Genomic DNA, 22,416 nt, shown 5'->3' on the forward strand with positions numbered 1-22,416 from the left:
ATTAGTCCTCAACAACAATTATATCGTCACCATCTTCTTCAAATTCTTTAAATTGGTTTGCACCAAAATCATCTGATTGAATCTTTAGACTACCTTCTTTTAATATCCCTTCAGAATCAGATATTGAATAGGAATAAAGTCCATCCAGTAATTCTGAAAATGGATTATCTACAGTGAATAGGGTATATCGAGTATTCTCTACAGTTGGTGAATCTAGATTGACAGTATTTTTTTTAGCATGATAATCACCTGCAACTTCCATCGTTACAGCACCAACAATTGGTCTGTCAAAAGTGAAATAAAGGTTGAGAATCAAAGCTTGTCTATCAATTAGTAAAGTCATTGTTGTTATGTTTATTAGGTAAGTGTACAGGCATTAAAAAAGCCCACTACAGGGGATGGTGGGCACTGAAAAAGTCCCCTTTTAGAATGGGCTTAAAAAAGGAGTGGAAAACAACAGTTTTCTGCTCCTTTTTTCGTATCTTAAAGTAGGCTTTAACGGACATCAGGATGCTTTCTACCCAACAAAAAATTCAGTTCAGTTCCTATTCGGGATTGTACGATATCATTGTTCCAAAAGACAATCTACTTCGCAAAATCAACGATCTTATCGATTTCAGTTTCATACATGAGGAACTTTTGGAGAAGTATTGCCAGACCAATGGGCGTACAGCAGAGAGCCCCATCAAGATGTTCAAGTACCTTCTGTTAAAGACGATCTACACCGTTTCGGATGTTGATGTCGTTGATCGTTCCAGATATGACATGTCCTTTAAATACTTTCTGGAAATGGCCCCTGAGGAGGATGTGATCAATCCAAGTTCGCTCACCAAATTCCGTAAGCTACGGTTAAAGGACATGGACCTGTTGAACCTGTTGATCAATAAGACCGTAACGATCGCTCTTGAAAAGGGTATTATAAAATCAAGGTCCATCATCGTAGATGCCACACATACCCATTCCAGATCGAACCCATACACAGCACAGGGAGTGCTAAAGGAACGATCCAAGCTGTTGAGGAAAGCAATATATCAGATCGATGAGGACTACAAAGGGCGCCTACCACAAAAGAACGAGTCCAACGACCTGGACCAAGAGCTTGCCTATTGCAGGGAATTACAGAGAGTGCTGGATCAGGATCAATCTATCAGTGAAATACCGGCTGTAAAAGAGAAGTTGAACCTGTTGAAAGAAACCATCGAGGACACAAAGGAATACTATCTGCTCTCAAAAGATGGTGAAGCCAGACTTGGACATAAATCAATGGACAGTAGTTTCTTTGGCTATAAAACACATCTGGCAATGACCGAGGAACGCATCATCACAGCAGCGGTCGTTACTACAGGCGAGAAAGGTGATGGTCCGGAACTGCCCCGATTATTGGAGATCAGCCAGCAGAATGGAATGGAAGTGGACACGATTATAGGCGATGCCGCATATTCTGGAAAGGACAATCTACGGCTGGCAAAAGAACAGAACATTGATATCATCGCTAAATTGAAACCGGCAGTCAGCCAGGGATCCAGGAAAGAAAGCGATCACTTTCACTACAATAAAGATGCGGGGATGTTTGTCTGTCCGGCTGGCCATCTAGCAATCCGGAAGGCCCGTCAGGGCAAAAAGAACATAGGTAAAAATCAAGCAGACACGTATTACTTCGATGTGGATAGATGTAAGGTTTGCCCTCTCAGGGAAGGATGTTATAAGGATGGGTCAAAAACAAAGACCTATTCGATAACCATTAAATCCGAACTCCATAAAGAGCAGATGGCTTTCCAGCAAACCTATCATTACCGGAGCAAGTCTAAGGAAAGGTATAAGATCGAGGCAAAGAACAGTGAGCTCAAGAATGTCCATGGTTATGGAAGAGCAGATTCCTATGGCATCCAAAATATGGAAATGCAGGGTGCAATGGCCATCTTCACGGTAAACTTGAAAAGAATCCTGAAATTGATCTAAAAAGGAGGAATATTACCTCAAAATCAATGGATTTGAGATTCTGAAAGCCTAAATAGCCACTCATGGTCGATTAAACCTTCAATAAAACCATTAAAAAACAAATTTTCAGAAATCCCTAGAACAAAAATGACCGAGTAAGATAAATCCTGTACTCAGTCATTTCTTTAAATCTCATTAAAAAGTTGAGACTTTTTCAGTGCCCTCCAGGGGATGCAATGGGCTTTTTAAGTACTTATTATAGTATTGGGAATACTATTAGATTATTGTGTCTATAACAGTTGGGTCAACTAATTTAGGTAGTACACCACCAGTTTCACTTAATGAAATAGTAAAACCGTTAAGGTCAGCAGATACCAAACCTGACTGCATTGAAGCAGTAGCTAAAGACATATATCCATCAAAACCTGTTGAAAGGTAATGACCTGATTTTAATTTAATCACAGCAACAACGCTGTCTACTTCTGCTAAATTCTGAACGAATGCACGAGATTCAGCAGTAATTCCTGAAATGTTGAAGTTCACAGTAGAATCAAAACCAAATGAATTGTTTTCAACACTACCTGCAAATTCACCAGTAAAAGATAATGAATTGTTGATGACACCAACCTTTACGAATTTCTTTACATTAGGTTCAGCACCTATATTAAATGCTGAAATCATATTTTTTGTTGTGTCCTCTGTATAGACTTTGCCATTAGTTTTAGTTAAGTCATCGTAGGCAATTAAGTACAACTCATTGGTTGCACCGCCTTGGGTCTTACCACAACTTTTGGCTAAAGCTGTTAAACTTTTGCATGAAGGCATATTATTAATGTTTTTATTTTTTATTTAATATGGCAGTCACCATGGTGACTGCTCATATATGTTTCTCTAATTTTTTGAAGGGTTTAATTATTCACCACCTTCAGGTGCTGAAGCTTCTTTTTTGAAAACGTACAATTCGTTTTTGAAGATTAATTCAACTCCTAAAGCCCAGTGATAGTCCAAATAGATGTTTTGAGTCTCAAAAGAATACTCCATTGAAGCACCTTCACCTTCCAATTCACCCATCAAATCGGTTCCTAAAACATAAGAACGACCACGACCGTACCAAAATAAATCTTTATTTTCTAGACCTTTAACTGCAATAATTCTAGCGTTTGTACCGAATAATTTTTCAGCTTCACCTTCCTTAAAGTAGTTAGCACGAGCTTGTTCTAATTTCAACAATTCAGCATCTTGGTGGCTTAAAACGATATAGAAATCGTCAGCGGATTTTATATGTTGCGGAATGGTTAAGAGTGCATTCTGCAACCTAGCTGTTAATGTCTCACCAGCAGGTAAAACTTGAATGTTTTGTTCACCAAATTTTTTGATGAAACCATCAAATTTGTTAAGGTTTGCATTTGTAGAATCGACATCACCGCCCCATATTGCCATTTCGTTCAAAACGGAAATCTTGTTTGCTTTAAGTGCCATAATCTGATTTGCGAATATCATCTCTGTGTATGGCTGTGAACCTGCACGTAACAATGAATTCAACCATTTTTTGTTTAATTTTTTCGGACAAAGGTTTTCTTCACTTTTTAATTGAACAACGTTAATTTTTCCTAAGTCAAAGCTAGTATTACCGATAGGATTCCTACCGCAATTTCCTTCACCATCTGCTTGGATAGTAACGTCGCCATCTAAAAATGGGATAAATTCTGAATTTTTTACACCCACCATCAAAGTACCATTTGAGGCAATGAACTTTGCTGTGTCTGCTTCCATAATTGTAGCTGACAAGTGCTCACCTGAAGCTTCTGAGGTATAATCAGCCAATTTTGATAAATCTAAAGCCATATTATTTTAAGTTTTTAATTGATTTTTATTTTTGTAACCTGCAAGACGTTTAATTCTGTCTTCTTTAGAGTTGGCTACTTGTTCTTCTTTTTCTTCAGTCTTGGTCACTGAAGTGCTAATTGGTTCTTTTGAGAACTTTTGTACTGCATCTGTCAATGCAAGGATATCCGCATTTACTTTATTGAATTGAGAAAATTCAGATTTCAATACTTCAATTTCTTCTTGGATAGCTTGAACTGCTTCTACAGCTTGTTCAATCGCTTCCACAACAGCTGTGTTGTCAGCTACAGGTGCTTCAGCACCTTCTTCAAATTCTTCGTTGGTTTCAGCTTCAGGTTGTTCAATCTCTGCGATTAATCCACCTTCAACTTTGATTTTGATATCACCTTCAACAGCGTACCATCCATCGTTTGCAGGGCTTTCACCTTCGTTACTCGCTTGGGTAACAGGTGCACCTACTTCTAATGAAGGGTATGAAATTGTAGCTCCTTCAGCTGTCTCAACTATCTCGAATTTGAATTTTACCTTTGACGTTATCATTACTACTTCATCCTTCTTGGAAAAATTCCCTTTTAAGATGTTGATAGCATTGTTTAATAAGTCTAACGCATTTCTTTTCTCGTTCATTTTGTTATTATTTTACCCTGTAAGTGGGCTAAGCGAAAATTTTTTAATTATTAGTCTTCTTTGAGTTTATTGATATAATACTCTAATTGGTTGATGGATGCTTTTATTTGGGTATCATGCAAAGCCCATCCTGTAATATCAATATCAACTTTATTGAATTTTTCATCGGTCTCAACCTCAACCCATACATCTCTATCAATCATCTGAAACATTCCTTCAACAGAAAAACCTCGTTTTTTACCTTGTTTTATTTCCTGCCACAATTCAGGGTCATTGACTTTGGCACATATTAACCAACTTCCATCGCTAACTTCACCAAACACTTCAGGGGCTTTAATTCCCATAGCTTCATCAACTAAGATTGATTGGAAAATGTAACTCTTTGCAGACTTTGAGGTGTGGTCTACATTCATATTATGGTTAAGGGATTTTTGGAAAAAAGTGGTAACTATTTCATAAATCATTTCTTTGGTGAAAGTGACATAGAACTCTTTTCCAGTTTCTTCATCACGTCTATAAATATGGTCACCTGCCATCATTGCAATTCCGAAAATGATTTGCTTTTCATCAGTAGAGAAAAACATCTTTTCCTTTACAGGTTCATCTTTTTTGAAGGCTAAGAAATTTCCATCACCAAACACTTTTTTGTTATTTGTTGCAACAGCAGGGGTTTCAACAATAGAGACAAAATCAACTATCATTCCTTCAGCAGGATTTATCACACATTCATAAACAGGTAATTCTTTAATTGGCATATTAATTTTATTTACCGTGTAAGTGTGAAGGCAATAAAAAAGCCCCCATGTTGGGGGCTTCTATGTGATAATCTATATGTAATTAATACTCCGAATTCTGTTTGGCTTGGTTTTCATTTTCCTGCCATTGGCTTATATCCTTGGAAACTATATATGCTCTGATTGGGTCTTGGTTCTGTTGGGTATTACCAACAACTCGAACATCTTGTGTACTTCTCGGTGTTAATTGGTGTACATTAATAGTTGGAGCTTGGATGCTCTGACCATTACTATTTGACTTATTGTTTACTTTGGTTTTTACAATGGATGCGACATTGGCTAGACCAGTTGCAATAACTGAACTCATTGCTATCACACGCTCCCAAGGTCTCCCAACGAAAAATGGGTCTTTAAGGATTTCACTACCTGCAAGGAAACTGTTAATTGTTGCTTGTGCAATTGCAAGTCCTTTTTGCCATAGGGTATTTTCTTCACCAATAACTTTACTAGCTTCTAAAAGTGCATTAGCAGAATCAAAGTATATCCTATTTGAATCAGCTTTTTTAGCATTTTCATTCTGTTGGATTTCAATCTTCTTTTCTGAATTTTCTTTTTCAGCATTAAGCAAATCATTTTTATACTTAGCATCTATTAGTGCCAGTTGTTCAGCATTGTCAGCATATAGTTCACGTTCTTTTTGATAGTTAGCTTCTAACTGAATAATCTTAGCATCATGAAGTTTTTGGACGTTGTCAAGTACTAATTTTACTTGGTCATCGGTAAGGGGTTTGTCAGGATTAGAAGGTAAACCATTTTCAGATTCACTTATTTGGTTTTCAACATTGAGAACATTTGTCTCTTGGATTATTTCAACTTTATCCTTCGCATCTTGTTTCTCTTTGTCCTTTATAGCTTTTACTTTATCAGCTAATCCTTTTATTTATGTTGTAGACATTATTGGCATATTCAGCTTCAATGTTCTCTAATTCCTTAGCATTATCTTTTGCAAGAATTTTCTTTTTCTCATAGGAATCTTTAGCATTTTTTAACTCGACATCAGCTATGCGAGTAACATCAGCAACAGTCTTTTCTTCGTTACCAGTTTTAACTTTAAGTAAATCAGTACTACCTTTTAGTTCAGTTTCAGACAAAGCTTTTTCATTGTCCTCTTTGTCGTATTTTTCATTTACTTCATCCTTTTTTATTTCCCTAGCCGTTTTTATTTTATTAACGGTATTGGCTTGCTTCAGGGCTGAATTAATATCGCTTGCATCCTGTTGATATTTTCTCGCTTTTTTAAGAAGTTCAGCATAATGTTTATCTATTTCATCCAGTTCTTTTTGTCTTTCACTTTTGCCTTGGTCAGCTAAGAATTTATTTACCTCAACCATTGCATTTTTGAATTCCTCAACACCTGCCTTGAATGCATCTTCAGATGCTTTGCCTGCATCAGCAATGAATTTATTGTGTTTAACCCCTTCGACCTGCATCATTTCTTCGAGTTCATCAACTCGTTTTTGGTCAGCATCGGATAAGACTTTATTTTTCTTTTTTAATTGGGTAATCTCGTTACTCCACATCTTTTTCTTTAAAGCAAATATTTCCTTTTCTTTACCGCTTTGGGCTTCTAATAATTTGATTGTTTTTTTCAGTTTCAGCATTGAAGTTTTTAATATTCTCCGTTGCTTCAGCTTTTATTAAACCTTGGTTGAATCCACTATTGAAATCTTTAACAATATTGGTAAATCTCTCAATAGGGTTTAAAGCATTGAATATTTCCTTGCCTGCACTTTTCCAGTCACCATCTTTTAATAAGTTAAAAGCTTTAATAGCACTTTGAATAGGACGAACCACAAAGCCAATTACAGCTTTACCCACACCTTCCATAATAGCACCCATATTTTTGAATTGGTCACTCACTCCACCTAGGGATGGTATGAATTCCTTCACTGTAGCAGAAAGTGAATTCCAGTTCTCAACCAAATACATAACAGCGGTTATAACTAAGCCAATTCCTAGCCCTGACAGACCTAATTTCAACAGTTTAGTTGCAGATTGTGGTACCATTGGTAGCAAGGGTTAAAGCCTTCATGCTTTGTATTGAACGACCTATATTCTCCACCGCATCTTTCAATGTCATGAGCTGAAGCATCTTTTGGATAGACTTTTCAGTTTCCTCGGATTCAATACCCAATACACCTACAGCTCCTTGTAGCAATTGTGTCGCTCCGACTGAACCAAGTATAGCTCCTTCGAACCCTTTAAAAGCGTTTTCGAACTTAGCACCAGTAATAGTACCTTTTAGTTTAGATACAGTTTGAGCCATTGAGGACAGCTGTTGTTCAGATGCCAAACCTGACTGTTTTAATTGCTTTAATACATTTTCAGCTTGGTTTAAGATGTTGCTGAAGTTCACCTATACTACTGTTGTCAAAATCAATTTCATCAAAGGATAAAGCTACATTGGATAAGTCTCTAAACTTTCTTTTTAAGGCTTCAGTTTCACTTTCAGCTGAAGATGTATCTATATCAACAGGAACGTTTACACCTTGAATCTGACCGTTGATATTATCCATCACTGCCATTACTTCTGTCAGCATTTCCTTCGGTATCTATACTACCATCTTTGAGGTTAAATATATCATGAAATAAGCGTTGGGATTTCTCAATTTCAAAGTTTAAAGAATCTAAACTAACATTGGGTAAATCAATATTCTGTAGGTCTTGTAACCTGCCTTTTAAATCATCAATATTGTCATTGACTTTGATATCAATGTTTTCAACTTTGGCTATCTGTTGGTTTAAAGCATTTATTTCTGTACTGACTTTCTTTAAGTCATCAATAGATGCGAGACCACTAGATGACAATTCCTTGAATAAGTTTTTTGCCTGTGTAAGGGCAATTTGTAAATCATTAACATTGATATTGTTGAGGTCAATATCTGTATACTTATCTACAGCTTGTTTTAGTTCATTGAATTTTTTTCTTTAATGCATCAGTAGATTGAATTGCTTCTTGGTTATCTACCTTAACGCTAATTAATATATCTCTTTCGTTTGTTTCCATATTGGGGTATTAGATTATTAATAGGTAAGTGTGCATGCAGGCATGCATGATAAAAAGAAAAACCCCCATCATTTCTGACAGGGGCTACGAATAAAAAATTATGGAAAAATTTATTTCTTTTGTTGTTCTTGAATTACTTCAAGTTGTATTGTTTCTTTTGTCTGCTGTAATTCATCACACAATTCATATTGTTCTTTTTTGCTCATTACAGTTATTAATTCATCGAGGTATAGATAAGCAATGTTCATATTGAAAGCATCATCTTTTTCATAAACTTCTATTGCATCATGCAAAGAATCTAATTCTTTATTTTGCATGATATCCTTTAATTCAGCGGTGAAATATAAAACACTCATTTGTTCTTTTGTCAGGATAGTACCTACTTTATCCAGTACCGCATCCAACATTTCTAATCCTTTACTAGTCATCTATCAATTCAAAAATATATTGGTATTGACTAGCATTGGTAATATTATTGAATTCATTGATGTTGAATTCATAACCAAGGTCCAATTTCTTCTTCAAGCTTTTCAGCATATTCTTTTGAAAACTTTTCTGCATTCTCATCAGATTCAAACTGATATCTGTTTTCGGATTCATTTAGTACTGCATACTGTTCCAATAATCCAATCCTAGTTTCCTCAATTTGCTCAACCAGTATCTGTACATCTTTATTTAATTTGTTCAGTTTATATTTAAGCTCAAAGCTTACATTCTCATGCAATAATTGCTGTAACTCAACAGCAAGGTTTTTTATGTTTTGTACTTTCATAATTTATTTATCTTATATATTCTATAAATAGTGCAAGACATAAGTAAAGTACAGGTTCTATAATCCCTAAGACCTTAACTAATTGATTATAAGTTAGAAAAATTTAAAATAATTTTCAGCAGGCTTTTCTTGTGGTTCTTTACGTTCAATCATTTCATTTTTCAACCTGATATCATTCTCAATAATATCGTTCAATAGCCAAGCTAAGAATGATGCATTGTCATTTTCAGGTAGGGTTACAGATTGTTTCAGTGCATTGGCTAAGGCTTGATGAAAATCATCATATGATTCAAAATGACGTTCTTCAGGTTGAGTTACGTATTTACCTAATTGAATTGATAGTTTGGTTTTATCAACCAAGAATGTACTACAGTATTGATATAAAATTTCTATTAAGTCATCATTATCTTCATCAACTCCCAAGTCATAAAATTCTTCATCATCTACTTCATCAGATAGTAGGATGTAAATTTGTTTCAATAATTCGTAATCATGAAGTTCACATTCTTCATTATAGATAGATTCAAGAAGGTTATATAATTCTTCGTTTATAGTGTCGGTATAGACAGCAAAGTTATATAGTTCAGCAATTTCAGCACGGTATTTACTCATAGTATGTTTTTTATTATTAAGTGTGAAGCAATGAAAAAGCCCCCATGTTGGGGGCTTTATGTGATAATTAAATTTGATTGTAGATAGTATTTAAGATTGATTTAGTACTTGGTAATCTTTTTCAATAGGGTAAGTTTATGTCTGTAATCCTGTTTGTTACCGACCATAAATAAAGTGTCACCTGAAGTGCGGTAAACATAGCTGTCATACTTATTACCTTCACTACCTTGAACCTTCAATTCATTTTGCATGATATAATAACTGTATGTTTCCTTTACGCCTGTATTGGTGATGGTCAACTGTTTATTGCTGAATGTAAAGTTAATCTTCTCAATCTCTTTACCTGATTGACATCCATTCAAATCAGGTGTATTGCTACACATTTCAATTAGTTTATATACCCCTGTTAATTCTCTTTCAGTAGCAGGTTTAAAGTCATATTCAAAGTCATTCTTGCTACATCCAGTAGTTGATAATAATAAAGCTGAAGCTACAGCCATTGCGATTGTTTTAATGTTAATTGTTTTCATTGTGTTATGTGTTAATAATAGTTTATAATTCATTACTTATAAATAGTCTGTTGATTGAAATAATTAAGCTATGCTTGACATTTATGTCTAGATTGATGGGATAAGTTTTTTAGATACATCCACGAATTCAACTAAATGCCTTAAATAGTTTTCAGTTTCAGCAAGTGAATGATGTCTGTTGCATATCATGATTTCAGCTACAGTAAAGCCTGCTAAGTATTTCTGTACGTTGGAATAGTGCTTTACCGAATACAGGGTATAGCCTTTGTTATCAAGTCCGAGGTTGGATAATATCTTTACAAATCGCTTGTAGGGTCGATTGGCTTGGTATGGTGTATTACCCCAAAGGATTGTATCATTACAAAACAGGTATGCATTACTAGGAGCATTGAAATAATATTCTTTCAATAGGTCATAGTAGTTATCATCAATGTGAACTACACCATCTTTTTTGTTCTTGGAAATATCTGAAGGAATAGATATAATTCTCTTATCAAAGTCAATATGACGTACTTGTAATTGGGTTAATTCCTTGGGTCTAATGCACGTGTAATATATGCTCTTTACAAACATTGATAACATCACATCCTTTTCAACCTCAACCATAATAGCATTGAAGTCATCCTTTGAAAATGCTTTGTTCTTAGATGATTTACCTACGTATTTAGTCTTAACCCTACTACAAGGATTAACATCGATATATCTACTATCAATACAGAATTGAAATAAACCTGTATAAACACCTTTAGCATTATTAAAAGTCTTGGGTGACCATTTTAAATCCTTGGATAGGGTAATAAGCAAGTCATCTACATCTTTATGATAGATATAGTTGACAGGTGTATCACCTAGTTCATCAGTAAAATAATTTAACTTGGATTGGTAGGACTGAATAGTCTTTAGCCTACTGCCTTTATCTTTATGCCACTTTATGAATGCTTTTACAGCATCCTTAACACTTGGTATAACTACAGGTTTTTCAACAGGCATACCATATACACCATCTTTCAATTGTTGATGTACTACATCCTTTAAAGCATTGAATGCATCAAGCTTCTCATTGTAATCCTTTAACCTGTTTAATTGATTGGATAATCGAGTACGTTTCCCATTGTAGGTAAATTCTACGAACCATTTGCATTTAGCTTGTTCTTGTTTGCTACGTTGTTTTGCTCCAACATTTACCCTTGGAACTGTGTAGGTAGGCGTAAAACCAGTCACTGTTTTTCTTGTCATTACGTTTGTGATTAAATTAAACCATACATTAATGCGCACACTAAAACTGTTTTCTGTATGGCAAAATCTACTGTAATGACTATTTAAATGCGGATTTAAAATACTGTGGTCGAATGAGCAGACCTGGAAAGTCTGTATACGGGATGACTGTATCGAGGGTTCGAATCCCTCTCTCTCCGCCAAAGAAATAAAGCCCGACGTTAGTCGGGTTTTGTTGTTTCTAAGGCTGTTGCCAAACTTGTTTGAGCAAAAGCCTTAGAAACAACAAAACCGCTCGCGTAGCGATGCGGCTTTATTTCTTTGAAGCCAACCCCAAAAAGGGATGGTTCAGGGTAATGAGCGCGGGGAGTGAGCGGCTGAGCCAATCCCGATGGCAATTTTATCCATTGATATTCACCTTAGTTTTCCAAATTCATCTGACCTTATATTCTATCCTTATATAGATTAAATATTCAATCTTGTTTTCCATTTCTCATCCTATCCCAAAATACTTCCTATTCAAAACCTTTTAATATAAACGTTCGTTCAATGTTCTAATATTCCCACTCCATAAAATCAACTTCAATTTCTTTTTACTATATTTAATTACAATACCGAAAAAACATCTTTCAATATGGCCAATACATTTAACCATAATATATATTAAAGCAAATAGACTCTCAATTTTATATCCTATGATCATACGCCAATTCCTATTACTACTATTGTTGCTCACAAATGTATATCTACATGCAAATGATGGGGCATATTTTGCTTCTGGCAATCAATTAATCCCTATCCATGAAACTGATATTTCAGTACAAAAAGAAATATTAAAAGTAAAGAAGGTTAACAATCAGTTTATCGAAGTAACCGTCTACTACGAGTTCTTCAATCCTGCTGAAGCGAAGGAAATCTTAGTTGGTTTTGAAGCAATATCGCCATCTGGTGATGTGGATGGGGCACCCAAAAAAGGTTTACATCCATATATGCGAGATTTTACAGTAGAAATGAACGGGGAAAATCTTAAATACAATGTAGCATATGTCGCTGATTCCCTTTATTATCAGAATGGAAAAATAAAAAGCATTGACTTAAAAAACATTTGATGGTAGCACCAGTGGTAACTATATTGATTTTATGTATGTCTACCACTTTAAAGCTAACTTCAAAAAAGGTAAGAATATCGTTAAACACACTTATAAATTCGATGTATCCAGCAGTATAGACTACAATTATCACTTTAATTATGTTCTTACAGCTGCGAATAGATGGGCGAATAAACAGATTGATGATTTTACATTAATTGTTGAGATGGAGGATTCTGAAGAATTTAATATCAATAAGACATTTTTTAAGTCAAAAGATGAATGGCAAATTGAGGGTAAAGGAAAAGTGATTGAGATAGAAGGAAAGGCAAATACCGCCATGGAAAAGGACGCCCTTCGTTTTCAGATGCAGGAAGGAAGATTAGTATTTAAGAAAAAGAATTTCCATCCTGATGGTGAATTAGAAATCTATAGTTTTAATAAGCATATACAGAGCATGTTAAATAAGGACTATCGATTCTATTTGCCGTTTTCTGTTTATATGTCAGATAGTTTTGAATTAGAAAAGCCTGCAAATCCTTTTCAGAGAGAAATCATGAGTACTCTACCTTTCGCCAGGAAAGGTTATGTATTTAAAGACAATAAATTCAATTACAAAACTTAAATAGAAGTGGACAGTGAGATGGAATAAATAATCTAATAAATTATAAAATGTAAGTTTATGAGGATCATATTGTTATTGTTTCTATGTATACCAATTATTGGTTGTTCCTCAGCGCGAAAACTTTCAAAAGATTTCTCAGGTAAGGTTTCAACCATCAATACAGCATTTGAAGGGGAATATTATTCCAATAAACCTGCAGAGATCAAACAGAGATTTACGGTTAAAGAATATACATTATGGGATTTCTTATCCTTTTATAGATCAGATATAGATTCCACTGAGAAAATACCAGATGATGCCATTATACGATTTACTGTTCAGCCAGACAGTTATCTAGAAGTTACAGCTTTCAAGGGAAATGATAAGTTATCTTCATTTTCAATCTCAACTAGGAAAGAAGGTAACTACCTATATTTAAAGAAAAACCGATCAATGGTTCCAATCCCTGTTGTCTATTTTCAAATAAAGGAAGATATCTCCTTTTTAGCTCCCTTAGATAACAATAGATTGGGGATTATGAACTATAACGACAATACATTGTGGATACTATTCTTTGGTGCTAGTAATTCCGGTCGAACAATTGAAGAATACGAAAGAATCAGTTTTGACAGCCTCTAATAAACTCATATTGTCTCAATGATAAAACCAACGATAATATTCTATTTTTTATTTCTATTCACTCAGCCACTGTTTGCTCAAGAAAAGCAGGAAAAAGTGATTTTTTAGAATTACAAGAAGGAGGGGACCTAGAGCCTTTATTTGTGAAAAGTGGAGAACAGCGATTAACTTTTGTATATCAACCAGATTCATTTGTGGAATTGAATTTATTAAGAGGAGACAGTATTCTGATTAACTGGGAAGATAGGGTTTTGAAGCTTGCCGGAGATACCGAAACAGTAAGAGAAAAGGTAGTAACCAAAATTCTTAAAATTAAGGATAGTAAAATCCTGGATTTCCGAAGTAAATATGGAAAGGATCTAGTCTTTCAATATCCTATGGACAGTAATTATACAGAAACCTTTAAAGATTATCTATATAACTGGGTCGAATATTATCTAACCATAAGCAAGACTCTCCCGGTAGATGATTTTATTATTGATAAATCAAATACAATCATTTATTCCATAGAAGATGCTGAAAAAAATGGAAAGAGATACACTTTAATTGGCATTGGAATAAAGGCTTCTCCTGAGAATTCCAGCATTCTTCAATGGTTGTACCTAGATAATGAATCTCACCGGATGTATGAATATGATCTAGGAAAAGATGAATTGATAGAAATAATATAGATTTTTTTAATTTCTTAATTAAACTGGTTCAAATAAGGCAATTGTAAAATATTCATAATCAATTTGGGATTGCTTGTTTTAATAAGATTAATAAATAAAATAATTTATTAAAGAACTATCATAATTTTTAAAAAAAAATAATAATTTAATAGCATAGAATTCCTAATTATTACCTATGGATATTAAAAGAGAATATAATGAATTAATTAATGATTATGAGGAGTTTTTAAATGAAATCAGTAGATTAATTGAAAGACTTTTAAATTCTAAAAATATACCAATAGCTTTTGAGATTAATAAAAGAGTTAAAACTTTTGAGTCAATTCAAGAGAAAATTTATTCCAATAAATTTCGAAAGGGTAGATCCTTAAAAGAATTAAATGATTTAATAGGATTAAGGATTGTTGTATTATTTCCTGAATATAAAGATAAAGTAATAAATTTATTAGAATCAAACTTTATTATTATAAAAAAGTATAATTCAAATATCACTTTTTAAAGAATTTGGATATAATTCTATTCATTTAATACTTAAAATCAAAGATAAATGGCGTGATCATCCAACATGGGAAACTCACACAAAAAAAATATTTGAAGTTCAAGTTAGGACAATTTCTGAACATATATGGGCAGAAACTTCACATAATCTTTTCTATAAAAGGGAAGAAAATATTCCAGATATTTTAAAAAGAGATTTATCTCGAGTTTCTGCATTATTAGAAATTGTTGATGAAAAACTTCAAAATATTAAAAATAAAATTTATCAACACTTTGAATATATAAGAAATGCTCCTTATGATGAAATTTTAAAACTAGATTTAAATCCTGAATCTTTTAGAAGAGTAATGATTAAGAATTCTAATTCTATATATAATTTAAATGATAGTCAAAATAAAATTTTAAGTTCAAAAGTTGAAAAAGAATTCAATATACTTAATGCAAATGTTTTAGATGAGATGATTTCAGGGAATATTAAGAATGAAAATTTGTCTACGGAAGAGTTTGTAGAAGAAGTTTTAAAATTATTGGAAATAGAAAAGGCAAAATTTGGAGACAAACAAATCAAATAATAATATTTTTATAGAAATAACCTTCCCTTTTTGCCATTTTTCATATTCTGTTGACCGTTTTTCATAGATTGACTACCCTTAACATACCTTACTTTTGCGGTAATTTAGAATCGTTATAAATAAAGCGCATGAGAGTTAAGTATTTTAAAAGGTTATGTAATGGTTCATTAGTCCTTTTCATGTTGTTGGGAGCTTGCAGCAAAGAAGAAAAACCATCCATTCCTGATAAACCCATTCAGGAAGAAAAAATTGTCAGAAATTTAAAAGCTGACTACGCTACCAAGCCATTCTTTAAATTCAGTACCGGAGAAGTCGTTAAAAAAATTGGAGCAGATAATTGGGACATCTGTTTTGAACATGCCCAATTGAAAATCAATGGTGGTACCATGGCCAATCCAGTCCGTAGCGGAAATGCTAAAGCAATGATCGCCAATGTTCCTTATCACACCATTAAGGATATCCCAAGTTTGAGTGGCCTTAAACAAGATGTAGGTAGAAATGACTTTGCATTAGGCTACCGAAGTGGAGGAAAGACTTGGTATTACATGGATGACAACATGTTTTACACCCCATATTCTGAAAAGACTATGATTATCCAAACGGCAGATCAAAAAGGATTTGTCAAATTACAAATTTTGAGTTTTTATAGGGACATGCCTAACCTAAAGGGCGAAACGTACGAAACCATGAGTACCAGAACTGGCTATTATACCTTTAGATACCAGTATATCGAAAAAGGACAGAGGTTTCATTAATTCATTCACTCAACCAATACGTTTATGTTTAATATTAATAAATGGATAGCCATCCTATGGCTAAGTCTACTGGTATTCCTATTTTCTTGTAGGAAAGATGTTTCACCTTATGGTGAGTACAAAAATCAGCCAGAGCCCGAAACTGCTTTCAATGAGGCAATCATTGTTTATTTCAAGGATAAAAATTCAGGAAAATATTCAATTTCAAATCCTAAAGAATTCTTGACTGAAAAAGCTATTCAAAGAAGAATAACACAGAAAATTGCCATTGATTCGACGGATCTTCCTGTCAGCAATGCATATATTCAAGAGGTTGTAAAACAAACCAAAGGCAATAGCTTGAATGTTTCAAAATGGCTGAACTACACTGTTATCCATCTTCCGGAAGGGTTCGGCGATTTTGAAAAAAATTGAAAACCTTCCTTTTGTTGCATCTATCAAAAAATTGGGAACCCACATTCCTTATCAAGAACCGGTAATTCCACCATTAAAGAACGAAGGCGAAACTATTTCGAAGGCAACAACCAAAATTTTAGATCAGCTAGAAGTTACTGAAGATAATTATGGTAAAACCTTTCAATTTCTACAGCAATATCAGGCCAAATTCCTACACGAACAGAGGTTCTTTGGCAAAGGTAAAACTATCGCTCTGTTGGGTGAAGGGTATGGTTATATAGATGAAAAGCCTGAAATAGCTCACTTGTTGCTTGAGAACAAAATCTTGCATACTTATGATTTCCTGTTCAATAAAACAGATTTAAGCAATACTACCACGGCCGGTAATAACCATTTGGGATGTTAGCTGCCCTCAATGAAACTCAATTTATTGGATTGGCGCCCAAGGCTGATTTCCTTTTATTCCGTACAGACCAAAATGGAAGCCAAGAACCTTTCTTTGAAACCAGCTGGATAGCTGCTATGGAACGTGCTGATAGCTTAGGAGTTGACATAGTGAGTTCGTCCTGTGTTTATGGAGTTAAATTCAATCAACCTCAATTTGATATAAAACCAGAACAAGCAAATGGAATGTCCATTAGCAGTAAGGTCGCAGATATTGCATTGAAAAGGGAATTTTAACTGTTCAAATGTTTCCTCAGAAATCAAGTTTGATCACATTTGTATTACCACCTGCAGACGCCAAAAATATTATCACTGTAGGAAATATCAACAAAAGAAACAAGCCACTTTGGTCTGTATTGGACGCCGTGACTGCCGACGGGCGTATCAAGCCTGAATTAGCTGTGTTAGCGCAAGAAATCCCCGTAATCTATGGTTGGAGTGATTCTTATAATACTGCTGATACTCCACCAATTCTTGCTGGTTTGCTGGCTTGCCTATGGGAGGCACTCCCAAATAAAACCGCTAAAGAATTAAAATCTCTACTACAGTCCTCAGCTAGTCAGGGTGATAATCCCGACACAAAGCTGGGATATGGTATTCCTAATTTCAAAAAAGCTTATGATACCTCAAAATAAATTAAACCAGCCAACTTCAAGGTTCATTAAATACTTCAGAGCTTTCTTGAAGTTATTCATGGTCCTTTTAATATTAGCCGCCTCATCCTGCCAAAAAGATAGTGTTAGTGATTTCGGCGAAATAAAAACTAAAAAGACAGTTGTCGATTACATCCTGAATCTTGAAGGGTTGTATCTCATCAAATATAATTTTCAATACAATGAAAAATATCAAGTAACCAAAGTATATCGTGGTGAACGATTTGCCAATCATAATCAGTTGCAACTAATTTTGGAATCGCATTATAATGCGAATAATAACAATAATCTACCGGATTCAATCTCCACTTATAACACTAAAGGATTTAAGGTGGGCGTATTAAAACCCGATGATTATAATAAAGTGGTTTCAATTTCCAAAAAATCAATCTTATAAATGGCCAGAAAGAGAGAACAAACTATTGGCAGTTCCAGGAGGAGAATTTGCTTTAGCTATTTCGAGTAAAAAGGTAGCATGGTCAGGTGCTGGGCATCTAGGTTCAGGTAGCCAAGTTGAAATTATGCATAACCTAAATATGTTAAAAAGACAAAGCCTTAAGGATAGTCTTCAAGTGCCGGTGCCATATAAAACAGATGGCACGGACAGGAAATTCGATGACTTCCGTATCCTTTACAACAACAGCGGTTATCCAATAGACTTGGCGTTCTTCGATGCAATCAATGCCAACTTCGAAAAGTTAAAAATCAATTATAGGGAGGAATAATTATGAAATATAAAATATTTTACCAAATCATTGCTATGGTATTGATAGCAGTCGGAATATCCGGATGCAATAAGCAGGTCACATTTGATCAAATTGATAGATCTCAGATTCCTTTGGATTTTCATCTTACACGTGTCAATTCCAAAAACGGAGAACTTATTGAGCAATTCAATTTTAACAATCAGAACCAACTATCTTCAGTGGTATTGAATGGTTCAGACTGTTTTAACCTTAGCTACCAATCTAATAAACTTATAGCATTCAATGATTATAAATGTACGTATGATCAAGAAAGCCGTTTGATAGAGGTTCAGGGACCAGAATTGAGCAATTCAAAATTAACTTATGGACCAAAGGGTATCCAAATTATTCAAACGACGAGACCTATTGTTCCTGGCCCAAAGGCGGTACAAGTTGATACGCTTAATTTATTTCTTAATGATCAGGGATTAGTCGTCAGAGCTACGTTGTTCCAAAGAAGCTAGGATTTGAGATCCGATATGACCAATTCTCAAACCCTTATGTCAATATTCAAGATAATCTATTGCCTTTATTGTTAGTGTATCCAGTTGAAGAAATTTTTGGAGATATCGCAAGCTTAGTATCTAAAAGAAACATAACCAGAATTTATCAAAACGCAATTAACATCAGTAGTAATATCGAGAAACCATTGGTTGAAGATATGACTTATCGATATGATCATATTAAGTATGATGTACCTACTTCAAAAACCATTTATGGTTCTAAAACTGAGGAAAGACATTTCAAATACTCAGAATAATAATCAACAGTCATGAATACGAAAATAATTTTAATCTTATCCTTTTTCATATTTGTATGCGTTACAAATTCATCTGCACAACAGATCATTCAAGGAAAAGTTATCAATGAACAAGGGCATACCATAGACCATGTTCAAGTCCTCGATGCAAATCATGTATTGTTAGGAGCAACAAATAACAAAGGTGTTTCAGAGTTTATATCTCTAATTATCCTATCACTCTAATTTTTCAAAAACAAGGTTTTGAAACTCGCGAATTAGAGGTGACCGATGCAAAAGAGTTGACCATTACATTGTCTAAATCTTCAGAAAAAATCCATGAGGTTTATGTACTTGCACAACAGAACTATGATAAATCATATGAAACGACACTTTTAGAAGGTGCACAGTTAATCAATTCTTTTGAATCCAATCCTATAAACAGTTTGAGGGCTCGTGTGCCTGGCTTGCAAATGAATGCTACTGCTGGAGGTGTAACATCAGGAACTGGAATGGTAATCCGCGGAATGAAATCAATAGTAGGAGGTAACCAACCTCTATTTGTCATCGATGGAATGCCAATTGAAAATGAAACCTCCGGTGCAAACCAATATGGGGGGCAAGACTGGGGAAACAGTCTCAAGGAACTCAATATTTACGATATTGATCATATCCAAGTTTTAAAAAGTGCTGCTGCATCTCAGAAATATGGTTCCAGAGGAATGAACGGTGTAATAGAAATCCTTACTAAAGGACAAAACATCAATCCAGGTCTATCCTTTGATGTCAATTTAGGAGGAAGCAAGGGCAATGTGTATGGTATGCCTTTACTGCTGAGTCAGGAAGATATAAATCAGATCAATGACAGCAGACTAGCCTGGTTGTCTACTGCAAGTGATAATTATTACCAATCATTTGAAAAATCAAATTCTCAGGTAGCTCAAATTGCTGTTAATTACAGTAAAGCCAAGAACAAATTCAGGTTGTCTTATGGAGCTGATTATAACAAAGGTTCTTTCATCAGAAATACCCTGGATAAAAACAATTTAATGTTTAAAGGGATTCGAGATTGGTCTCCAGAAGTACAAACCATCCTAGGAGCGATTTATAATCACAGTATCTCACGCAATGCACCTAGTATCGGTGCCCAAAAATTTGCATCTCTAGGTCGAAGTTTTATTGAATACCCCGTGGATTTTGCAACGGTTACTAACAATGATCCCCTAGAAAGTGAAACAGCTTGGTATCTTTATGGCCAACAAGCAAAAAAGACTGCACAGACTGTACGGTTGTTCTTAAACAATTCTTGGAAAATAAATGAACAATTAAATTTTAATATATCAGCAAATTATTCTGATTATAATATTGAAACAAAGGAAGGTGCAAATGGGTATTTTGAAAGATTATTGGGTAGCGAAAGCTTATATCATCAGCAGCGAGCATATAATAACCAGGCCAATGAATATACAAGAGATTGGATGACAAAGGCTGAACTAAACTACAATAAATCCATTCAAAAACATCAGATCCATTTATCAGTAGGTTACGATTATTGGCAGACAGAAGGTGGAATAGAAGGACAATCATATTTGCCTTTAGATAAATATCCTCAAAGAATTAAAAAGGGTGGCGAAAAAGTGGCTATAGATACTTATTTAGATCCTTCAAAATTCAGCCTCGCGAATGCATTCAATATACAACATGCCAACAATAAAAGTATTCATGGTGCAATCGCATCAGCAAACTATCAATATGGCCCAAATATTTTTGTAAATATTGCTGCACGATACGATCATGTCAATACATTAAGCAACCTTGAAAAACTTGGCAGTTTAAATAAATTCTATCCTTCTGTTGGTGTTTCTTATTTATATGCACCATTAATAAATAAATGGTTGGGATTTACAGAAAAGACACTGAATTTCGCTAAAATACGTGCGAATTATGCACACATTGGAAATGTTACAGGATTATTCCATTATCAATCTGCTGTTACTGATGATCTAGAATTGCCCTATCCAAGTTTAAAAACGGTCTACAAACCCTATTATACGAACTCAGGATCATGGGGTCTCAGAAACTATCAGACAGGTTTTTCATATGAGTATGCAAAAGAGTATGAATTGGGCACAGACTTGAGTTTGTATGCTAACCGATTAAATTTGCATGTCACTTGGTACAATAGAGTGATTGATAATTATCTTTATGATATTGTGAGCCCATTAGAACAAATGACAACTCCGCTCCGAGATGTTCATGCAAAGGTTAGAAACAGAGGCTGGGAAATCCAATTGAACGCTATTCCTGTTCAGATATCAAATTTTTCATGGTCCAGTACCATTAATTTCTCAGCTAATCAAAACAAATTCTTAGCGATCAATTCTTCCTCGCCTTCAAGTCTAAATCAATTGGGTACTCAAAATGATGTCAGTTTGGTTGGTAGTGTGAACGGGAACTTTGGTACACTGTTGTCAGGATTCGCTCAAAAAACCAATGATAAGGGTCAGCCACTATTGAATTCTGCTATGGAATATTTGCCATCCGGCGAAGCTAAGCAAATTGGGAATACTACAGCTAAATGGATTGCAGGCTTTGAAAATAAAATTTCATTCAAGAACTTCCAAATTTCCGGATTATTGGACTTTAAAGTTGGAGGTGATATCTATTCAGGTACACACGGATTACTATATCAAAGAGGGGTATTAGCAGATACTAGATTCGGAAGATCCAAAGAATTGGGTGGCATCGAACGTAAAACGGCAGTTAGACAAATCGATCCAGAAACCGGAATCCAGGAGACTGTATACAAGTCAACTTTCGATGGAATAATTCCAGAAGGAGTTTTTGATCAGGATGTGTATTTATTTGGTAAAAATGTAAGCGGTCTATCTTTTTCCCAAGCCCAGGAATTAATTGGGAAAGATGAGCTAGGGGAGCATGTTCTGCAGCCAGTTTCCGCAAGTGATTATTATGCAGGATTTCATGATAAGGCTGGCGTACGCGATAGGTCTGTTTTCGAAAATAGTTATATCGCACTGCGAGAAATTACTCTGGGTTATACCATGCCTACCAATCTCGCTCAGAAATGGTTCCATGCTGATTTGGTACAGATTGGTGTGGTAGGAAGGAACCTTGGTTACCTCTACAAAAGCCTTCCATTTAATCTTAACCCAGATGGATCTTATAACAATAGGAATGCTGGGTCATTTGAATATGCAGCATTACTTCCTGTGAGAACATATGGAATGTTCCTTAAATTAAATTTTTAATC

General features: G+C 34.6%; 33 protein-coding genes. 17 read left to right on the top strand and 16 right to left on the bottom strand.

From position 1 onward, the window contains the following. Position 1: 1 nt before the first annotated feature. Positions 2-343 (bottom strand): hypothetical protein, encoded by a 342-nt coding sequence (locus FGL31_RS11405; RefSeq protein WP_138091547.1) that lies wholly within the window; start codon positions 341-343, stop codon positions 2-4. Positions 344-510: 167 nt separating this feature from the next. Between FGL31_RS11405 and FGL31_RS11410 the strand changes: the two genes are divergently transcribed. Further along, positions 511-1,959, top strand: coding sequence for an IS1182 family transposase (locus tag FGL31_RS11410; RefSeq protein WP_138091549.1), 1,449 nt, complete (start codon positions 511-513; stop codon positions 1,957-1,959). Between the two features lie 255 nt (positions 1,960-2,214). Here FGL31_RS11410 and FGL31_RS11415 read toward each other — a convergent pair whose 3' ends face one another. From FGL31_RS11415 to FGL31_RS11485, 15 genes are all read right to left on the bottom strand, one after another. Continuing rightward, complete coding sequence (locus FGL31_RS11415; RefSeq protein ID WP_138091551.1) at positions 2,215-2,763, bottom strand: hypothetical protein; 549 nt, start codon at positions 2,761-2,763, stop codon at positions 2,215-2,217. 87 nt (positions 2,764-2,850) lie between these two features. Next, positions 2,851-3,783 (bottom strand): hypothetical protein, encoded by a 933-nt coding sequence (locus FGL31_RS11420; protein WP_138091553.1) that lies wholly within the window; start codon positions 3,781-3,783, stop codon positions 2,851-2,853. Between the two features lie 6 nt (positions 3,784-3,789). Continuing rightward, positions 3,790-4,410, bottom strand: a complete 621-nt coding sequence (locus FGL31_RS11425) for a hypothetical protein (protein WP_138091555.1) — start codon at positions 4,408-4,410, stop codon at positions 3,790-3,792. Positions 4,411-4,460: 50 nt separating this feature from the next. Then, positions 4,461-5,165 carry an XkdF-like putative serine protease domain-containing protein gene (locus tag FGL31_RS11430; RefSeq protein ID WP_138091557.1) on the bottom strand — a complete coding sequence of 235 codons (705 nt, stop codon included), beginning with the start codon at positions 5,163-5,165 and terminating at the stop codon, positions 4,461-4,463. Between the two features lie 82 nt (positions 5,166-5,247). Continuing rightward, entirely contained in the window at positions 5,248-5,772 is a 525-nt protein-coding gene (locus FGL31_RS11435) for a hypothetical protein (protein WP_138091559.1), read from the bottom strand. Between the two features lie 295 nt (positions 5,773-6,067). Further along, positions 6,068-6,805 (bottom strand): hypothetical protein, encoded by a 738-nt coding sequence (locus FGL31_RS11440; RefSeq protein ID WP_138091560.1) that lies wholly within the window; start codon positions 6,803-6,805, stop codon positions 6,068-6,070. After that, positions 6,756-7,211 (bottom strand): hypothetical protein, encoded by a 456-nt coding sequence (locus tag FGL31_RS11445; RefSeq protein WP_138091562.1) that lies wholly within the window; start codon positions 7,209-7,211, stop codon positions 6,756-6,758. Before FGL31_RS11445 ends, FGL31_RS11440 begins: the two co-directional genes overlap by 50 nt. After that, positions 7,189-7,560 carry a hypothetical protein gene (locus tag FGL31_RS11450; protein ID WP_171017647.1) on the bottom strand — a complete coding sequence of 124 codons (372 nt, stop codon included), beginning with the start codon at positions 7,558-7,560 and terminating at the stop codon, positions 7,189-7,191. The genes FGL31_RS11445 and FGL31_RS11450 overlap by 23 nt, the downstream gene beginning before the upstream one ends. Next, positions 7,529-7,744, bottom strand: coding sequence for a hypothetical protein (locus tag FGL31_RS11455; protein ID WP_138091566.1), 216 nt, complete (start codon positions 7,742-7,744; stop codon positions 7,529-7,531). Before FGL31_RS11455 ends, FGL31_RS11450 begins: the two co-directional genes overlap by 32 nt. Continuing rightward, positions 7,713-8,012: a hypothetical protein gene (locus FGL31_RS11460; RefSeq protein WP_138091568.1), complete on the bottom strand. Its 300-nt coding sequence runs from the start codon at positions 8,010-8,012 to the stop codon at positions 7,713-7,715. The genes FGL31_RS11455 and FGL31_RS11460 overlap by 32 nt, the downstream gene beginning before the upstream one ends. Before the next feature lie 309 nt (positions 8,013-8,321). Beyond that, positions 8,322-8,639 carry a hypothetical protein gene (locus tag FGL31_RS11465; protein ID WP_138091570.1) on the bottom strand — a complete coding sequence of 106 codons (318 nt, stop codon included), beginning with the start codon at positions 8,637-8,639 and terminating at the stop codon, positions 8,322-8,324. A 68-nt stretch (positions 8,640-8,707) separates the two neighbouring features. After that, complete coding sequence (locus FGL31_RS11470; RefSeq protein ID WP_138091572.1) at positions 8,708-8,983, bottom strand: hypothetical protein; 276 nt, start codon at positions 8,981-8,983, stop codon at positions 8,708-8,710. Positions 8,984-9,076: 93 nt separating this feature from the next. Then, entirely contained in the window at positions 9,077-9,595 is a 519-nt protein-coding gene (locus FGL31_RS11475) for a hypothetical protein (protein WP_138091574.1), read from the bottom strand. A 101-nt stretch (positions 9,596-9,696) separates the two neighbouring features. Then, positions 9,697-10,125 carry a hypothetical protein gene (locus FGL31_RS11480; RefSeq protein ID WP_138091576.1) on the bottom strand — a complete coding sequence of 143 codons (429 nt, stop codon included), beginning with the start codon at positions 10,123-10,125 and terminating at the stop codon, positions 9,697-9,699. 87 nt (positions 10,126-10,212) lie between these two features. After that, positions 10,213-11,361, bottom strand: a complete 1,149-nt coding sequence (locus tag FGL31_RS11485) for a tyrosine-type recombinase/integrase (protein ID WP_138091578.1) — start codon at positions 11,359-11,361, stop codon at positions 10,213-10,215. A 674-nt stretch (positions 11,362-12,035) separates the two neighbouring features. Here FGL31_RS11485 and FGL31_RS11490 point away from each other — a divergent pair. From FGL31_RS11490 to FGL31_RS11565, 16 genes are all read left to right on the top strand, one after another. Then, positions 12,036-12,449, top strand: coding sequence for a hypothetical protein (locus tag FGL31_RS11490; protein ID WP_138091580.1), 414 nt, complete (start codon positions 12,036-12,038; stop codon positions 12,447-12,449). 31 nt (positions 12,450-12,480) lie between these two features. Then, positions 12,481-13,053, top strand: coding sequence for a hypothetical protein (locus FGL31_RS11495; RefSeq protein ID WP_138091582.1), 573 nt, complete (start codon positions 12,481-12,483; stop codon positions 13,051-13,053). 57 nt (positions 13,054-13,110) lie between these two features. Next, on the top strand, positions 13,111-13,671 hold the full coding sequence (locus FGL31_RS11500; RefSeq protein WP_138091584.1) for a hypothetical protein: 561 nt from the start codon (positions 13,111-13,113) through the stop codon (positions 13,669-13,671). Between the two features lie 143 nt (positions 13,672-13,814). Beyond that, complete coding sequence (locus FGL31_RS11505; protein WP_138091586.1) at positions 13,815-14,342, top strand: hypothetical protein; 528 nt, start codon at positions 13,815-13,817, stop codon at positions 14,340-14,342. A gap of 175 nt (positions 14,343-14,517) precedes the next feature. Next, positions 14,518-14,841 carry a RelA/SpoT domain-containing protein gene (locus FGL31_RS11510; protein WP_138091588.1) on the top strand — a complete coding sequence of 108 codons (324 nt, stop codon included), beginning with the start codon at positions 14,518-14,520 and terminating at the stop codon, positions 14,839-14,841. 37 nt (positions 14,842-14,878) lie between these two features. Then, a complete protein-coding gene (locus tag FGL31_RS30520; RefSeq protein WP_512745624.1) occupies positions 14,879-15,412 on the top strand; it encodes a hypothetical protein in 534 nt (177 codons plus the stop codon). Positions 15,413-15,540: 128 nt separating this feature from the next. Further along, positions 15,541-16,167, top strand: coding sequence for an HmuY family protein (locus tag FGL31_RS11520; RefSeq protein ID WP_138091590.1), 627 nt, complete (start codon positions 15,541-15,543; stop codon positions 16,165-16,167). 24 nt (positions 16,168-16,191) lie between these two features. Then, positions 16,192-16,581, top strand: coding sequence for a hypothetical protein (locus FGL31_RS11525; RefSeq protein ID WP_138091592.1), 390 nt, complete (start codon positions 16,192-16,194; stop codon positions 16,579-16,581). Then, positions 16,568-16,969 (top strand): hypothetical protein, encoded by a 402-nt coding sequence (locus FGL31_RS11530; protein ID WP_138091594.1) that lies wholly within the window; start codon positions 16,568-16,570, stop codon positions 16,967-16,969. Before FGL31_RS11525 ends, FGL31_RS11530 begins: the two co-directional genes overlap by 14 nt. After that, positions 16,963-17,244, top strand: a complete 282-nt coding sequence (locus FGL31_RS11535) for a S8/S53 family peptidase (protein ID WP_138091596.1) — start codon at positions 16,963-16,965, stop codon at positions 17,242-17,244. Before FGL31_RS11530 ends, FGL31_RS11535 begins: the two co-directional genes overlap by 7 nt. Before the next feature lie 8 nt (positions 17,245-17,252). Then, positions 17,253-17,642, top strand: a complete 390-nt coding sequence (locus FGL31_RS11540) for a S8 family serine peptidase (protein WP_138091598.1) — start codon at positions 17,253-17,255, stop codon at positions 17,640-17,642. A gap of 368 nt (positions 17,643-18,010) precedes the next feature. Then, entirely contained in the window at positions 18,011-18,385 is a 375-nt protein-coding gene (locus FGL31_RS11545) for a hypothetical protein (RefSeq protein WP_138091600.1), read from the top strand. 2 nt (positions 18,386-18,387) lie between these two features. Then, positions 18,388-18,870: a hypothetical protein gene (locus tag FGL31_RS11550; RefSeq protein WP_138091602.1), complete on the top strand. Its 483-nt coding sequence runs from the start codon at positions 18,388-18,390 to the stop codon at positions 18,868-18,870. Positions 18,871-18,929: 59 nt separating this feature from the next. Next, positions 18,930-19,166 (top strand): hypothetical protein, encoded by a 237-nt coding sequence (locus FGL31_RS11555; protein WP_138091604.1) that lies wholly within the window; start codon positions 18,930-18,932, stop codon positions 19,164-19,166. Positions 19,167-19,178: 12 nt separating this feature from the next. Continuing rightward, positions 19,179-19,391 carry a hypothetical protein gene (locus tag FGL31_RS11560; protein ID WP_138091606.1) on the top strand — a complete coding sequence of 71 codons (213 nt, stop codon included), beginning with the start codon at positions 19,179-19,181 and terminating at the stop codon, positions 19,389-19,391. Positions 19,392-19,429: 38 nt separating this feature from the next. Beyond that, positions 19,430-22,414, top strand: coding sequence for a TonB-dependent receptor plug domain-containing protein (locus FGL31_RS11565; protein ID WP_171017648.1), 2,985 nt, complete (start codon positions 19,430-19,432; stop codon positions 22,412-22,414). The last annotated feature ends 2 nt before the right edge of the window (positions 22,415-22,416 follow it).

Source organism: Sphingobacterium daejeonense (assembly GCF_901472535.1).
Taxonomy (GTDB): domain Bacteria; phylum Bacteroidota; class Bacteroidia; order Sphingobacteriales; family Sphingobacteriaceae; genus Sphingobacterium; species Sphingobacterium daejeonense.